At 63.6% G+C, this 15,703-nt stretch carries 11 protein-coding genes and 1 pseudogene; 5 read left to right on the top strand and 7 right to left on the bottom strand.

The genetic code is table 11. The features are described 5' to 3' along the window. Positions 1-19: 19 nt before the first annotated feature. Together fdhD and AC3WVQ_RS16820 are read left to right on the top strand one after the other, a co-directional pair. The gene (gene fdhD, locus AC3WVQ_RS16825) at positions 20-859 is read left to right on the top strand and encodes a formate dehydrogenase accessory sulfurtransferase FdhD (protein WP_110818910.1); all 840 of its coding nucleotides are present in this window, start codon (positions 20-22) and stop codon (positions 857-859) included. Continuing rightward, positions 849-1,082: a formate dehydrogenase subunit delta gene (locus AC3WVQ_RS16820; RefSeq protein WP_034802422.1), complete on the top strand. Its 234-nt coding sequence runs from the start codon at positions 849-851 to the stop codon at positions 1,080-1,082. Before fdhD ends, AC3WVQ_RS16820 begins: the two co-directional genes overlap by 11 nt. Before the next feature lie 146 nt (positions 1,083-1,228). Here the strand turns inward: AC3WVQ_RS16820 and AC3WVQ_RS16815 are convergent, their stop codons facing one another. The 4 genes from AC3WVQ_RS16815 to rocF all read right to left on the bottom strand — a co-directional run bounded on the left by AC3WVQ_RS16815 (position 1,229) and on the right by rocF (position 6,466). Beyond that, entirely contained in the window at positions 1,229-3,013 is a 1,785-nt protein-coding gene (locus AC3WVQ_RS16815; protein ID WP_060521371.1) for a methyl-accepting chemotaxis protein, read from the bottom strand. A 421-nt stretch (positions 3,014-3,434) separates the two neighbouring features. Then, positions 3,435-3,914, bottom strand: coding sequence for a chemotaxis protein CheW (locus AC3WVQ_RS16810; protein WP_034803080.1), 480 nt, complete (start codon positions 3,912-3,914; stop codon positions 3,435-3,437). A 285-nt stretch (positions 3,915-4,199) separates the two neighbouring features. After that, complete coding sequence (gene rocD / locus AC3WVQ_RS16805) at positions 4,200-5,405, bottom strand: ornithine--oxo-acid transaminase (RefSeq protein ID WP_060582859.1); 1,206 nt, start codon at positions 5,403-5,405, stop codon at positions 4,200-4,202. Positions 5,406-5,542: 137 nt separating this feature from the next. After that, positions 5,543-6,466 carry an arginase gene (gene rocF / locus AC3WVQ_RS16800; RefSeq protein WP_060582860.1) on the bottom strand — a complete coding sequence of 308 codons (924 nt, stop codon included), beginning with the start codon at positions 6,464-6,466 and terminating at the stop codon, positions 5,543-5,545. 155 nt (positions 6,467-6,621) lie between these two features. On the opposite strand from rocF, the gene AC3WVQ_RS16795 reads away from it, so the two are divergent. After that, entirely contained in the window at positions 6,622-7,056 is a 435-nt protein-coding gene (locus AC3WVQ_RS16795; protein ID WP_034802411.1) for an Lrp/AsnC family transcriptional regulator, read from the top strand. A 111-nt stretch (positions 7,057-7,167) separates the two neighbouring features. Continuing rightward, positions 7,168-7,650 (top strand): VOC family protein, encoded by a 483-nt coding sequence (locus AC3WVQ_RS16790; RefSeq protein ID WP_034802409.1) that lies wholly within the window; start codon positions 7,168-7,170, stop codon positions 7,648-7,650. Between the two features lie 66 nt (positions 7,651-7,716). Here the strand turns inward: AC3WVQ_RS16790 and AC3WVQ_RS16785 are convergent, their stop codons facing one another. Further along, positions 7,717-8,508 (bottom strand): APH(3') family aminoglycoside O-phosphotransferase, encoded by a 792-nt coding sequence (locus AC3WVQ_RS16785; protein ID WP_244546729.1) that lies wholly within the window; start codon positions 8,506-8,508, stop codon positions 7,717-7,719. Between the two features lie 231 nt (positions 8,509-8,739). Between AC3WVQ_RS16785 and AC3WVQ_RS16780 the strand changes: the two genes are divergently transcribed. Then, the gene (locus tag AC3WVQ_RS16780; protein ID WP_051659627.1) at positions 8,740-9,234 is read left to right on the top strand and encodes a MerR family transcriptional regulator; all 495 of its coding nucleotides are present in this window, start codon (positions 8,740-8,742) and stop codon (positions 9,232-9,234) included. A 202-nt stretch (positions 9,235-9,436) separates the two neighbouring features. Here AC3WVQ_RS16780 and AC3WVQ_RS16775 read toward each other — a convergent pair. Beyond that, positions 9,437-12,238 (bottom strand): annotated as a pseudogene (locus tag AC3WVQ_RS16775) (translocation/assembly module TamB domain-containing protein); the annotation flags it as partial. Positions 12,239-13,718: 1,480 nt separating this feature from the next. Beyond that, on the bottom strand, positions 13,719-15,632 hold the full coding sequence (locus AC3WVQ_RS16770; RefSeq protein ID WP_082566522.1) for an autotransporter assembly complex protein TamA: 1,914 nt from the start codon (positions 15,630-15,632) through the stop codon (positions 13,719-13,721). Between the last annotated feature and the right edge of the window lie 71 nt (positions 15,633-15,703).

Here is a 15,703-nt window from a genome sequence, read left to right as displayed (position 1 = left end):
CCTTTCGCTGCGACCGATCATGGCGACGTTTAGGACATCCAAGACCGTTCCCGAGGCCGCCCGCCGCAACGGCGCGCTTCGGGACGGTGCGCGCGCCGTGCCGGAGGAGACGCCGGTCGCTTTCAGCTATGGTGGTTCGACCCATGCGGTGATGATGGCGACGCCCGGCGATCTCGAGGATTTCGCCGTCGGCTTCAGCCTGACCGAAGGCATCATTACCGATCCCGGCCAGATCGAAACGGTCGAGTTCGTCTCCGAGACGGTCGCCGGCAATCTCGGCATCGACTTGCAGATCGTGCTTCAGGACGAAGAGAACGACATGCTGCGTCAACGCCGACGGCACATGGCGGGGCCGGTCGGTTGCGGTCTTTGCGGCATCGAATCGATCGAGCAGGCGGTACGGCCGACGCCGGACGTTTCCCGTTCGAGACTGACGTTGTCGCAGGAGGACGTGGTTTCGGCCGTAGCGCTGCTCAATGGCCAGCAGCCGCTGCATTTCGAAACGCGCGCCGTGCACGGTGCCGCCTTCTATGTGCCGGGCCGAGGGCTGATCGCGGTGCGTGAGGATGTCGGCCGCCACAATGCGCTCGACAAGCTGGTCGGTGCCGCCGCACGCGCCGGCTTCAAGGGCAGCGAGGGCGCGGTGGTCGTCACCAGCCGGGTGTCCGTCGAGATGGTGCAGAAAACGGCAGTCGTCGGCAGCCCTGTGATCATCGCCATTTCGGCGCCGACGGCGCTTGCCATCCGCACGGCGGAAGCTGCGGGCATGACGCTGATTGCGCTCGTACGCGGCGACGAATTCGAGATTTTCACCCATGCCGAACGCATCAAGTCCGGAGCTGCCGTCGATGTCGCATGACAATACCAACGCCAAGCTGATCTATATGGCGAACCAGATCGCCACCTTCTTCAAGAGCCAGCCTGAGAGCGAGGCGGCGCAGGGCGTTGCCACCCATATCAACAAGTACTGGGAGCCGCGCATGCGGCGCAAATTGTTCGAGCATATCGACAATGGCGGCGAGGGGCTGACGCCGCTGGTGCTGGAGGCGGCCGCAAAGATCAAACGTCCGGAAGCGGCCTAGCCTGCTTTCCTTACCTGCCAGCGCTTTCTGCGCGCTCATCGAGAGCGCGTTTTCCTAAGCGGGCACTCTCCTGAAAAGATTTAAGGGAAGGCGGCTACCGGTCGCCGCCTTCCCCATTCCCGAGCGCGGGGTGCAGGGATGTGCGCTCAGAAATTCTGCCAGCCATCCGCGGCCGGTGCCGCGGCCAGGCTTGTTCGTTGTCCGCCGCGCATGGCGCGGGCGGTGGCCTGTAGGCGTGATGGCTGCGCGCGATCTTCGAGGTGGCGGTTCGCGTCGACGACCTGGGCCTGCTCGCCGTAGCGGAACTGCCGGAGCAGTTCGTGCAGGGCTTCGGCCTCGCGGGCCATGGCGTGGCTTGCGGCCGTGCTTTCCTCGACCATCGCGGCGTTCTGCTGGGTCGCCTGGTCCATCGAGTTGACCGCCTGGTTGATCTCCTTGAGGCCGGTCGACTGTTCCCGTGCCGCTTCCACGATCGCCGAGACGTTGGCGTTGATCTCCTGGACCTGGACGAGGATTTCCTCAAGCGCCGCCCCGGTCTGGCCGACCAGCGACACGCCGTTCTTGACGTGTTCGGTCGAGGTGCCGATCAGCGACTTGATGTCCTTGGCGGCACTGGCGGAGCGTTGGGCCAGTTCACGCACTTCCTGGGCGACGACGGCGAAGCCCTTGCCGGCTTCACCGGCGCGCGCCGCCTCGACGCCGGCGTTCAGCGCCAAAAGGTTCGTCTGGAAGGCGATGTCGTCGATCACGCCGATGATGTTGGAGATTTCGCGTGACGACTGTTCGATCTGGTCCATGGCGCCGATCGCGCTCTTGACCACATTGCCGGAGCGTTCGGCACCGGCCTTGGTCTTGGCGACCAGGCCTCCGGCCTCCTCGGCGCGGCGGCTGGAGTCGGAGACGGTCGTGGTGATCTCGTCGAGCGCTGCGGCGGTCTCTTCCACGGAAGCGGCCTGTTGCTCGGTGCGCTTCGACAGGTCGTCGGCGGCGGCCCGGATCTCGCGGGCGCCGGAGGCGATCGCGCTGGCATTGTCGCCGACGGTTCGCATCGCCCCGCGCAGCTTTGCGGTGGCATCGTTGAAGTCGATCCGCACCGCTTCCATGCTTGGTACGAAGGGCGTGTCGAGGTTGCGCGTCAGATCGCCTTCGGCGAGCGCCCGCAGGCCCGCGCCGAGGCTGTTGATGGCGCTCATGCGCTCGCTGACATCGGTCGCGAACTTGACGACCTTGTAGACCTTGCCGCTGAAGTCGCGGATCGGGTTATAGGCCGCCTGGATCCAGATCTCCTTGCCGCCCTTGCCGTAGCGCACGAACTCGTTGGAAAAGAACTCGCCGGCGGCGAGCCGCTTCCAGAAGTCGGCATATTCGGCGGTGCGAGCATAGTTGGGCTCGCAGAACATGCTGTGGTGCTTGCCCTGGATTTCCTGGAGGCTGTAGCCGAGCGCGGCGCAGAAGTTTTCGTTGGCGGTCAGGATCTCGCCCGATGGCGTGAACTCGATCACGGCCTGGGAGCGGGAGATCGCGTCGAGCTTGCCGGCATCTTCCGTGGCCCTTGCCTTGGCGGCAGTGATGTCGCTTGCGAACTTGACCACCTTGTAGGGTTTGCCGCCCCGAAGCACCGGGTTGTAGGTCGCCTGGATCCAGATTTCGCGGCCGCCCTTGGCGACACGCTTGTAGGCATTGGCGTCGAATTCGCCGCGGCCGAGCCGGGCCCAGAAGTCGCGGTATTCCTGCGTCTGGGCGTAGTCGGCGGGGCAGAACATGCGGTGGTGCTGCCCGACGATTTCGCTGAGGTTGTAACCGAGTGCCTGGCAGAAATTCTCATTGGCGGTCAGGATCTTGCCGGTCAGGTCGAACTGGATGATAGCCTGCGACTTCGATAGCGCGGCGATGATCTGGTTCGCGTCTGCAATTTTTCCGAGAGCGAACATTGTAACCCTCTTCTCGTTTGTTGGCTCAAGCCGGGGGCTTCGTGCCTTCTTTGACAGGGTTTGCGGAGCCGAAGCGGCGCAAACTCCCGGACTAAGACAAATGCCGGCCTGCCGAAACATGTCTGGTCGTCCCGCGCTGGCCCACCGGGTCAGCGATTTAGTGCTTCGTGAGGGGAGTTCGAACTGGCGGGCTTCATGCCCAGGCGCCGTGTTTATGCAATCTAGGTTAGTGATAGGATTATTAAGCAGGTGTTAAAATAGCAACTATCAAATTTCAGTTGTAAGAACTCGTAGATCCCAATTTTAGTTGAATTAGTTTCCCCTGTTTTTCTAAAGTATTGCCCTCCGGCTGAGCAAATAACCAACAAAAAAGCCGCCCGACGAGACGTCGGACGGCCTTGAATATCGCTGAGCTGTTGCTTTAGGCGGCCAGTTCCTCGACCTCGCGTTCCTTGAACATGCGGGCAAGGTTCAGGAAGCAGATCATGCCGGTTTCGTTGGCGATGATGCCTTCGGCGAAGCTCTTGTCGAAGGAGGCCGTCACTTCCGGCACCGGCTGCACCTGGCTGCCCTGGACCGTGAGGATATCCGACACGCGGTCGACGACGAGGCCGATGACCATGTTGTGCACTTCGGCGACGACGATGGCGCTGCGCTCGTTGGCGGTGGTCGATTTCATGCCGAGCTTGTGGGCGAGGTCGATGATCGGGATCACCGTGCCGCGCAGGTTCATGACGCCGATCACTTCCGGCGGCGAATGCGGGATAGGCGTCGAGGGCGCCCAGCCGCGGATTTCACGGATCGTCGTCGTCTTGACGCAGAATTCCTGATCGTGGAGGCGGAACGCAATGATTTCCAGCGTCTCGCCGTCGAACCCGGCCGTCCTGAGTGTGCTTGTCATCGAAGGTCCTTCCAGCTTTCCGGTCGACGCCTCTGGGCGCGACACCGCCAAACTCCAGATCTCTCCGCATGGCTGACGGCGCATCAGGCGCGGTCAATGATCCGTAAAGGAGAGATCCTTCCAGTCCGCCGATCACATCCGGCAGGGCGCAGCTGCATCATGCGCGGAGGAACCGCTTTGCGCTTTGGGAAAGGACTATAGGCCGGGATTCGTTAAGACTTGCTTTTGCAAGTGCTTACGAAGATCTCGCCCCGGGCGGGACCCCGGGGCGGAAGCGATTTGCGATCAAGCGGAGGCGAGAACCTTGGCAAATTGTTCGACCGCCCAATCCACCTGCTCGGCGGTGATGACGAGCGGCGGCGCGATGCGGATCGTGTCGCCGTGGGTGTCCTTGGCAAGGATGCCGAGCTGCTTCAGCGCTTCGCAATACTTGCGCGCGCCGCCGGCTTCCGGCACCAGTTCCACCGCCAGCATCAGGCCGCGACCGCGCACGTCCTTGATGATGTTGGAACGGATGTCGGTGAGGCCCTTCTGGAAGCGCTCGCCCATCTTTGCCGAGTTCTCGATCATGCCTTCCTCGGTCAGCGCCTTCAGCGCCGCGCGGGCAATGGCGCAGGCAAGCGGGTTGCCGCCGAAGGTCGAGCCGTGCTGGCCGGGCTTCAAGACGCCGAGCACTTCGGAATTCGAAAGCACCGCCGAGACCGGATAAAAGCCGCCGGACAGAGCCTTGCCGATCAGCGTCACGTCGGCTTCGATCGCCTCATGCTCTTCGGCAAGCAGCTTGCCGGTGCGGCCAAGCCCGGTCTGGATCTCGTCGAGGATCAGCGTGATGCCGTGCTTGGTGCAGAGCTCGCGCACCGTCGTGAAGTAGCCGACCGGCGGGACGATGACGCCGGCTTCGCCCTGGATCGGCTCGACCAGGAAGGCGACGGTGTTTTCGTTGATCGCCGCACGGAAGGCGTCGATGTCACCGAAGGGTACGACCTTGAAGCCCGGCGCAAACGGGCCAAAGCCGGTGCGGGCGTCCGGATCGGTCGAGAAACCGACGATACCCATGGTGCGGCCGTGGAAGTTGTTGGAGCAGACGATGATCTCGGCCTTGTTCTCGGCCACGCCCTTGACCTCGTAGCCCCACTTGCGCACGGCCTTGACGGCGGTCTCGACGGCTTCGGCGCCGGAGTTCATCGGCAGCACCTTGTGCGAGCCGGTCAGCGCAGCGATCTCTTCGTAGAAATGCGCCAGCTGATCGTTGCGGAAGGCGCGGGAGGTCAGCGTCAGCTTCTGCGCCTGCTCCATCATCGCCTTCAGGATCTTCGGGTGGCAATGGCCCTGGTTCACGGCAGAATAGGCCGAGAGACAGTCGAGGTAGCGGTTGCCTTCCATATCCCAGACATAGACACCTTCGCCGCGCGAAAGCACCACGTCGAGCGGCTTGTAGTTATGGGCGCCGAGCCGGTATTCGGTTTCGATCAGGGCAGCCGTCGTGTTCATATATCGTCCTCCGGTGTTTCTTTGTCTGAGCGGGAAGAGGAAAAGTGTGCGCGGTTTTCCGCCCGCATCCCGCTTAGACTTATGAGAGCCGTTCACGCTTATGATCTTGGATCCAGTCGACCCAAGATCTCCGTGATCTAGGCGCTGCGGGTCGGCCGGTCGAGAACACGGCGGCCGAAGAGGCTCGCCGTCAGTTCGACCAGGATGCGCGCGCTCTTGCCGCGATCGTCGAGGAAGGGGTTGAGCTCGACGACGTCGAGCGAGGAAACGAGCCCGCTTTCCCAGAGCACTTCCATGATCAGGTGCGCCTCGCGGAAGGTGGCGCCGCCCGGAACGGTGGTGCCGACGCCCGGCGCCAGTTCCGGATCCATGAAATCGACATCGAGGCTGACATGCAGCAGGCCATTGGCGGCGCGGACCTCTTCGAGGATCTGGCGCATGATGTGAGCCATGCCGAGTTCGTCGACGGCGCGCATGTCGAAGACGCGCACGCCATGTTCTGTGATCTCTTCGCGCTCGCGGTCGTCGACCGAGCGGATACCGACCTGGAAGACCTTCTTCGGATCGACGAGCGGACGGTCCGACGGCAGGATCGGGGCGAATTCGGCCTGGCCGCAGAAGAAGGCGACCGGCATGCCGTGCATGTTGCCGGAGGGCGAGGTCGACGGCGAGTTGAAGTCGGCATGGGCGTCGAGCCAGAGCACGAACAGCGGCCGGCCGACGTCTGCGGCATAGCGCGCCATGCCGGAGACGCTGCCCATCGAAAGCGCATGGTCGCCACCCAGAATGATCGGGAAATGGCCCTTGCGCACGGTGTCGTGCACGGAATCATGCAGGGCGCGGGCGAAGGCTGCGACGATCTGCAGGTTGTTGGCGCCGGGATGGTTGGCGAGATCGCGCGCCGGCAGCGGCTTGACGTCGCCTTCGTCGTGAACCGTATGGCCGAGATCGCGCAGCACCGTATCGATGCCGGCGATGCGCAGAGCCGTCGGGCCCATGGCCGCGCCGCGTCGTCCAGAACCTTCCTCGATGGGTGCGCCGATCAGCGTGATGGTCGTCATGTCCGCCCGATTCCTTTTCAAGATAATTCCCATGTGATCCCGTCCGGGATGTGTGGATTATGGCCAAAATGGGCGTCAGCAAAAAGATGGAAAACTGCCGATTAGTGAGCTAGTTTCGACAGATTGCTAAGTCCGATTTTACAAAGTGGCAGACTATGGATGATCTCGACCAGGCGCTGATAAGCGCTCTGCGCCAGAATGCGCGCATTCCCGTTTCGACGCTATCGGAAATGACGGGCGTGTCGCGGGCGACGGTGGCGGCCCGTATCGACAGGCTGGTCGCCAATGGTACGATCGCTGCCTTCACCATCCGCACCGGTGCCGAAATCCCGACCTCCGGGGTGCGCGCCGTGGTCATGATCGAGGTGCACGGCAAGATGGCCGATCGTGTCGCCGAGCAATTGCGCGGACTGCCGCAGGTGCGGGCGCTGCACAGCACCAATGGCCGCTGGGACTTCATCGCCGAGCTTCAGGACCGCGATCTCGTCTCTTTCGACGAAACGCTGCGGCGCATCCGCCTGATCGACGGCATCACCGTTACGGAGACGAATATCCTGTTGAAAACCAGCAAGATGACCGGCGCGTTCTGAGCATTTCTGGCCGCCCGAAGCGGTGAGGAAAATGCCTCTCAGAGTCGAATTGTTCTTGATTTGTTCTCGTATTTCGCTATGATGGCCGCCTCACCCAAGATGGAGGATGTCATGGTTGCCAATGGCGGCAGGCTTGCCGATCGGCAGATCTGTGTGAAGCTGTTCGTCAGGCATGGCGACGAGGATCGCGCCATCGCCTTCTATCGCGAAGCACTCGGCGCCGAACTGCTGCAAAGGCATGAATGGCCGAGCGGCATTCTGACGAGTGCGGATCTGAGGATCGGGGAATCGGTGTTCCGTATTGCCGGGGCCAATCCGCGCCGCGATGCGGAACCCAAGCTTGGCGGGCCGCGCTCGCCGCATGCGCTCGGCACCACGGCGGTGATCCTGGAGCTGCATGTGCGCGACGTCGATCGCGTCATCGGCCGAGCGATCGGCGCAGGCGCAAGCCTTCGCAATGCGGCCGAAACCTTGTCGACGGGCGATCGCGTCGGCGCCTTCATCGACCCCTTCGGCCACATCTGGGCGTTGTTCAACGCTATGGAAGATGCCGACGTCGTCGATCTGAGCATCGAGGCCCGCAACGCCGCCTGAGACGTTGCGGGCCTTTCGCTACCCGGGCATGTGCTCTGGGTGGATTTTATGCCTGCTGCCTGACGATCAGAAGAACTCGTCGAGCAGGCAGTAGAAGTCACGTTTCTCCGAATCGTCCTTGTCGAGGCCATAGCGGGTCAGAAACGGCTGAACCCACTCCTCGCCGAGATTGTGGACGATGCTGCGGCAGGCAAGAGCGATGTCCTGGTAGGGGTCGGCGACGCCCAGCCGGCTGCAATCGATGAAGCCGGAAAACCGGCCGTTCTTCTCGATGATGTTCGGCAGGCAGGCGTCGCCATGGGTGACGACGAGTTCACCGGGTTGGGGCACGTGCGCCTGCAGTTCGGCAAAGAGATCCGCCGCCGTTCGGCCGAGCCGCGTCTCGTCAAAGTCGCTTTCATCGATCACGCCTGCCTGGGTGCGCGCCTTCGCGATGGCGATGCGCTCTTCGATCCGGTGATCGAAGGGGCAGTTGGCGATATCCAGCGCATGCAGTTGCTTCAGCGCGTCCGCGAGGATGACGATCTGGTCCTTGGGCGAGAGCGTCGTGGAGGCGAGGTCCGTCCCTTGCACTGCTTGCAGCAGCAGCCAGTTCGTCTCCGCGCCGAAGGCACGAGCGATCACCCGCGGGCAGGGCAAGTCCTTTGATGCCAGCCAATCAAGCCGCGCCGCCTCGTCGACGAACTCGCTGAACGGGCCGGCTTCCTCGAGCTTCAGCACCAGCATGGGTCGATCGGGCGCCTTCAGAAGAAAGATGCTCGAGTCGGATTGCCCGAGCAGATCACGGTTCCACTGATAGCCAGCGACAAGAGGGCGGAATGGTTCGGGCAGTTCGGGACGCGGAAAAGAAGAGGGCAAGGCAATCACCTGAAAAAAGGAATGAAACAACGGGGCGCGCGGTCGCGCCTGGATGCCGATGTAGGTTTGGCAAAGTGGCATTTCCACGGAGCGGTCCCGCAAGTTTTGACGGCGCGTGCCGGTAAATCGCCTTTCACGGTGCGTCTTCGCCAAATCTCCATCAAAGCTTCGCAAAGCCCGCTCGGCTCGACCGCAAAGTCACCTTTTTAGAAGTGTTTCGAAGAGGTGCTCATGGGCGTGAACCACAATGAACTGCTGTCGGCGGCCGAATGCGCCGACCGTCTTGGCCTTACCATCCGCGCTCTCAAGGTCTATGAGGACCGCGGCCTGATCACGCCGCGGCGGACGGAGAAGAAGTGGCGGCTCTATGGTGCGGTCGAAATCGCGCGGCTGACCGAAATCATGGCTTTGAGGCGGCTTGGCCTTAGCCTCACCCGGATTACCGAAATGCTCGCCGGTACTGCGCCGGCCCTCGGACAAACGCTAGCCGTCCAGCAATCGGCGTTCTTGGACCTGCGCGACCGTGTCGAACACAGCCTGTCCTTGATCGATGCGGCGCTCCAGAAGATCGAGCGCGGCGATGCCCTGTCGATCGACGAACTCCTCATGCTCGCCCGAAAAACCGAGATGACCGGCCTGTCGCCTGACGCCGTCGCATGGAACCGCTACGAGCTGACGCGCCCACGCCGCGAGGTCTCCTTCGTCCCCGAGAATGGCTGGGCCTGAAACAGGCGCAAGAAGGGCAGCGCGCTCCGCGCCGATGACATGCGACCGATCACGGCTTCAGGCGCCGCCGGTGCCTCCAAAGGACCATAGTGAGTTTGCTGTCGAGCGGGCAACACAGGGGCTCTGGAGCCGGTGGATCGCGATCGACCCACCGGCTTCCTTGTGATGCGGGCGGGACAGGCGTGTTTACGCCCGCCGCCGCTCAATATTCCTTTTCGAAGAAGACGCCGCCCGAGGCCGAACCGTCGCCGGCGGCCGAGCCCTTGAGCTTCACGCCCTTGCCGACATCGAGATTGATGACCGCCTTGCTGGAGGCGGAATCGGAGCCCTGCTGCAGCTCGATATAGGTGCGGTCGTTGAGATACTTGCCGGCGCGCACGGAGGCGCCGCCATTCTCGTCGGTGGTGACGTCGAGATCGTCGACGCCGAGCTTGTTGCGCAGGCCGTCGAGCAGCGAGGTCGATCCGCCACCGGCAAGCTGGCTGACGGCCGAGGCGAGCTGGGCGATCTGGAAGGCCGAGAGGTTTGACAGCGATCGGTTGAAGATGAGCTGCGCCAGGATTTCGTCCTGCGGCAGCGCCGGGGAGGAAGAGAAGGCGATCTGCGGATTGTTGGCGAGGCCCGCGACCGCGACGGTGATGGTGGTCGCGCCGACGCTGGAGGTCGCCTTGAGGTCGAGCGTCGGGATCAGGTCACCGCCAAAGCCGATATTGCCGTCGGTGAAGGTCAGGCGCTTGCCGAGGATTTCGAGCCGTCCGCGGCGCATCTCAAAGCCGCCGGAAACAATTGGCTGCACGGCGGTGCCACGGATCGTCAGGTCGCCGCCAAGCTCCGCGTCGATGCCGCGGCCGCGCACGAAGATCTGGTGGGCGTTGACGCCGAGATCGAAGGCAATCACGCCGCTGGCATTGGCGCCTGCGGCCGGCACTTCGTCCTTGCGCAGGTCCTTGACCATCTTCCGCACCTTGGGCGGCGCATTCTTGTGCTTGATGTCGATGGCCGAAAGCGACGTCGGCAACTTCTCCGGAATGGTGATCGATGCCTTGCGGATCGTCACCTTGCCGCCGAGCGTCGGGGTCGCGACCAGGGGACCGGTCAAGGTCATCTCGCCGGCAACGTTGGCGTTGAACAGGGTGCCATCGACGTAGGTCGCGTTGTTCAGCTTGATCGTCAGGTTGGCCGGGAAGCCGGAACCGGGTACGGTGCCGACGGTACCGCTGGCTTCGACCGAGCCGCCGGTCGCGAGATTGGCCGAGAGCCTGGAGATCGTCGCCTGCTTGCCATCGAGCGCGACATTGGCGGTCAGGTCGTTGAGCGCCAGGTTGCGACGCACGTCGACGAGGCGCCCGCCTGACGTGGTGATCGTGCCGGCGATCTGCGGCGCCTTGGCGGAACCGGAGATTGCCACATCGACATTTGCCTGGCCCGTCAGCGTGAAGCCTTTCTCCGCCATCAGGTTGGCGATGAGGGCGAAGGGGACGTTGCCACTGAACTTCATCGCGATCGGCATGTTGCCGCCGATGTCGACATTGCCGCCGCCCTTGAAGGAAAGTCCGCCGGCGCCCGAAAGCGTCGTATCGAGCGTCACTTTGTTGTTGGCAAACTTGCCGTCCGCCGTCACATCGAAGGCCGCAACGCCCGCGGTGCGGGCTGCCGCGAGCGAGGCGCCCGACCATTTGAGGTCGTAGGCGACGACCGGGGCAGACGCTGCGCCCTCGACATCGACGGTGCCGGCGATCGTGCCCTCGGCGCCGAGGTCCGGTGCGAAGGCGTTGACCAGTGCTGCGGGCAGGGCGTTGAGCTTCGCAGTGATGTCGAGCTTTTCGCCAGCCGTGCCGTTGACTGCGATCGTGCCTTTCGATGCCTGGATCGTCAGCGCGTTGAGACGGACGGTGCCGTTTTCGATGGCGATCACCGTCGGCTGCGCCAGTTTCAGGGCAATGCCCTTCGGCGTTGCGCCAAAGGATGCGAGGCGGATTTCCGTGCGGCCCTTGGCGCCCGCGAGGTCGCCCTTCACCGTCAGCGGTCCGCCGTCATATTTGCCGTCGATGGCAAAACCGGTGCGGCCGGCCTGTTGCTCGAAATCGACGGCAAGTCCGGAAACACGGTTTTCGCCCTGCGCCACCGTTTCGGCGCGGATGCTGCCCTTGATCGCCAGGGCCGCGAGGTCGGCGATGGTGATGTCGGCGGTCGGCCTGGAGATCGTCAGTGCGTCACGTTTGATGCCGCTGCCGCCGGCCTTGACGACGACGGAGGTGATGCCGTTTTGAGTCTTGATGGCCGCCGAGCCGTTGAGGTCGCCGGATGCTTTCTGCCCGGCCATGGCGGCCAAGAGGCCGATATCGGGCAGGTCGAAGCTGACCGTGCCGTCCGGCTTGAAATCGGGGGTGAAGCTGATCGCCCCGGTCAGCTTGTTCTCGCCGATCCTGGCTTCGAGCACCGGGATTGCGGTCTGGCCATCCTTCGAGACGACGTCGGCCTTGACGTCGATGGCCTGGCCGTCGAGTGCACCGGTCGCCGTCAGGCTTGCCTGCGGGCTCGAAGGGTTGGCCTTGGCGTCGGCCTTGACGTTGAGGTCGCTGAGCGTGCGTCCGGCCAGTGTCGCGCCGCTCGACGTCAACTCGGCCTTGATGCCGAGTTCCGAAAGCGGGCCGGTCACGGCGGCGGTAAAGTCGGCCTGGCCCTTGGCATCGGCAAGCAGCTTGCCGAGATCAGGCAGGGTACCCCTAAGGTCGGCCGTCAGGTTGCTCTGCGCGAGCGCAACGGTGCCGGCGGCCTCGATCGTGCCCGACTTGAGCTCGAGGCCCTCCACGGTGACGCCGCCGTCGGTTGCCGTCTTCACTTCGCCCGAGAGTGCGATCGTGCCATCGAATTTCGCGGCGGCCGCCGGCGGCAACGCGTCCGGAACGGCGAAGAGCTTGAAGGCCGCGGAAACCGTGTTCTCGTCGCGATAAAAGGCGCCGGTGAGCGAACCGCCGATACCGGGGCTTTCGATCGTCACCGGGTTGAAGGCGATGTTTTCCTTCGTCACGGAGAGGATTGCGTCCACCTTCAGCGGCACCTGGACCAGGCGGGCGAGGTTGGGGTCGTTGAAGCCGGCTTCGCCCACCTCGATTGCCGCCTTCACCGGACCGGATTGCGCCTGGAGATTGAAGCCGTCGCTGCGTGCCGAAAGCTTGACTGCGCCAAGCGCCACGTCGGGCACCGCCAGGGAGGTGACGTCTGCGGTGAGATCGAGGATCGCGGCTTGCGCGTCGCCGATCAGCGAGAAATCGACGGCATTGATCTTGGCCTGCGCTTCACCCTTCTGCAGCGGCCAGCGGAAGTCGACAGGGCCGTTGGTGCCGGCAAGCCTGGCCTTGAGGTTGTTCTCGCCCTTGCTGTCGTAAGTACCGAAAGCGGCAAAGGAGAGCGCGCCCGTCGTCACATGAGCCTTGTCGACCTGAACCAGCCCCTGGTCGTTGAACGCGGCGGCGATGTCGAGACTGGTGTCACCCTCGAACATCGGGCGCAGCGCCGGCGGCATCAGCGAGCCGAAACCGCCGCCGCCGTTAACGGTCAGCCGGTGCATTCCGTCGGGCGTCTGGACGTGGCGACCGTCGAGCTTGAGAATTTCGCTGCCGTCGAGTGCGGCCGTGGCGCTGCCGGCCCAGTCGGAAAGCGGGCCTTCGCCGGTCAGCTTGATGTTGACTGCGGGCTCGTTGGGCAGGCGAAGCAGCTTTGCCAGCACGCCGTTGTTGGGCTCGTCCACGGTCGCCTCGAGCTTCAGTTCGTTGCCCGCCGGATTGAAGACGATATCGGCGACCGCGCGCGCCTCCGGCCGGTCGCGCTGGGCGGCCGCAAGCTGAAGGGCGATGCTCTCGTTGGTCGCGTTCACCTTGCCGCTGGCGGTCAGGAACTGGTCCTCGCCGGCGATCGCCTTGCCGATGATGACCTCCTTGAGATCGATCGCGTCGATCTTGACGTCCACGGGAAGCGCAAAGGTCGAGCGGACTTCCTTGGTCTCGGAGGAGGGGATCGGCAGGCGCTCGACGCGCACCGAGCCGGCCGAGAGTGCTGCGGCTTCGAAGCGGAAGGAGAGAAGGGCGGCGGGCGACCAGGTGAGATCGAGGTCGCGCACTTCGGCATAGACGCCCTCGCCATCGAACAGCGTGATGCTTCCGGCCGTGAACTTGCCGGTCAACAGCGCGCTCGGATCGGCGATCCGCACGATCTGGTCGGGGGTTGCCGCATACTTCTCGATTGCCCAGGCGACGAGCCTTGCGCCGGGTGTGGTAAAGCCCACGAAGGCGACGAGAAGAAGGGCAACGACCGCAATCACGCCAAGCACACGAAGGCCATAGCGCAGCGTCGCGCGAAGGAAGCGGACGACCTGATTCATGATCTACCCATAACGCAAGTTGCTCCCAAGCGGAATCGCCGCCGGCAGAAACTATCCGGCAATGGCGGCGATTTGCAGGTTCTGGTGGAAGAAACGGCCCGGATCAGAAGGATTGGCCGATACCGGCATAGATGCCGTACTTGGTGCCGCCGGGATATTTGTTAAGCGGAACGGCAAAGTCGAGGCGGATCGGGCCGAAGGGCGTGGCGTAACGCAGGCCGATGCCGGCGCCGGCGCGGATGTCGGAGAAATCCGGCGTCGTCTTCGCAGACACCGTACCGGCGTCGATGAAAGGCACGACGCCGATGGTGTCGGTGATGGCGATGCGGGCTTCGAGCGAGGCATTGACATAGGAGCGTCCGCCGGTCTCCTCGTTGTCGGAATTGCGCGGGCCGATCTCCTGGTAGGAATAGCCGCGTACCGAGCCGCCACCGCCGAGATAGAAGCGGCGGTTGGCAGGAATGTCTTCGAGCCCGCTGCCGCCGACGAGCATGCCGGCGCCGATCTTGCCGGCAAGCACGAAGCGCTTCTCGTCGCCGAGCGCATGGTAACCGGATGCCGAGGCTTCGAAGGACGAGAAGAAGGTCTGCCCCTTGATTTCGTAGCTCGGCTTGGCGTTTATCATCGCCCGGTAGCCTTCGGTCGCGTTCAGCTTGTCGTTACGGGTATCGCGCACATATTCGAGCGGGATCGCGGCCGTCAGATAGGAGTTCGAGCCGAAGGCGTCGTCGATATTGGCCCAGCTGAGCTCGCCGCCGCCTGAGACGGTGTCGGTGTCCGAGAGCTCGAAGGTGGCGCCGGCCGCTGCCGTCAGGATCTTGGCGCGGTAGGCGTCTGGGTCCTGGATGTTGGCCTTGACGCTCGCGGTAAAGGTGGAAGCCGGGCCGAAGGCACCGGGTTTGGCAAACAGGATGCCAACCGAATAGTCGAGCTTGTCCAGTTCCTTGGTCTCGCCGATGCGGTCGACCGATCCTTCGATGCGCAGCGATTCGGCGCGGCCGAAAAGGTTGCGGTGTCCCCAGTAGCCCGAAAGCCCGAGGCCGTCGGTGGTCGAGACCTGGGCGCCGAAGCCGAAATACTTGTGCTTGCCTTCGGACACCTCGATCTTCATCGGGAGAGATCCATCGGGCGAAAGCGCATTGGCTTCCTTGATGGTGACGCTCGAAAAGACGCCGAGCTGGCGCAGGCGCTCGGAGGCTTTGCGGATGTCCGCGGGCGAATAGGGACGGCCTTCGTTGAGGCGTGAGTAGTCGCGCACGAAACCCGGGTCGACGGTCTTCGTTCCGTCGACGCTGACTTCGCCGACTGGGGCAACCGGGCCGCCGCTGGCGCCGATGACGATGTCGACGGTCGAGTTGGCGTGGTTGGCGACAGCGCTGCGTTCGGTGAGCTTGGCCAGGGGGCGACCCTGCTCGCGCAGATCGTTCACGACCTTTTCGCCGGCCTTGATGATCAAGGTGGAATCGGCACGCGCGCCGGCGGGCAGGCCGTAATCAGCGGGACTGAAACCGGCCGCATCGCCTTCGAACTTGACGGAACCGACGTTGAAGACCGGACCCGGCGTCACGGTGACGGTGACCGGAATCGGCTTGCCATCCGGGAAAGACGGATCCGGCGGCAGACTGTCGATATCCTGGCCGTTGATGCGGATCGCGATGGTGCCGCCGTAGCGGGCCTTTTCGTAGAGTGCGGCAAGCAGCCGGTCGCGGTCGTCACGCGCCCGAATTGCCAGGCCAAGATCGCCGGAGACAGGCTTTTCCTGGCCCTGCACGAGCTGCGAGCTGTTTTCCAGCGCTTCCTTCAGTTCCTTGTCTTCGGTGCCGGCGTCGAAGGTGAGGGTATAGTTGACCGGGTCGATCACCGGCGCCTCTTCCTCGTCGCTCTCGAAAAACTTCATGCCGAAGAGCTTGAAGGCATAGGCCTTCTCGGCGGAAAGCGGGCCGAGCGCGCACGAAAAGGCAACAGCAAGCGAAGTCGCTGCCTTCCAGTACGCAATACTCGACCGTGGTGGGGACATTCGCTTCCGCATCCCGTCTTCAGGCGACCCAATACAAACTGCCTGCTTATGCGGCTGGGTCACTATCGCAT

It is taken from the genome of Ensifer sp. EB106-05-01-XG146 (assembly GCF_058791875.1).
The sequence above is the reverse complement of the archived record's forward strand: the minus strand, read 5'-3'. Positions and strand labels throughout refer to the sequence as shown.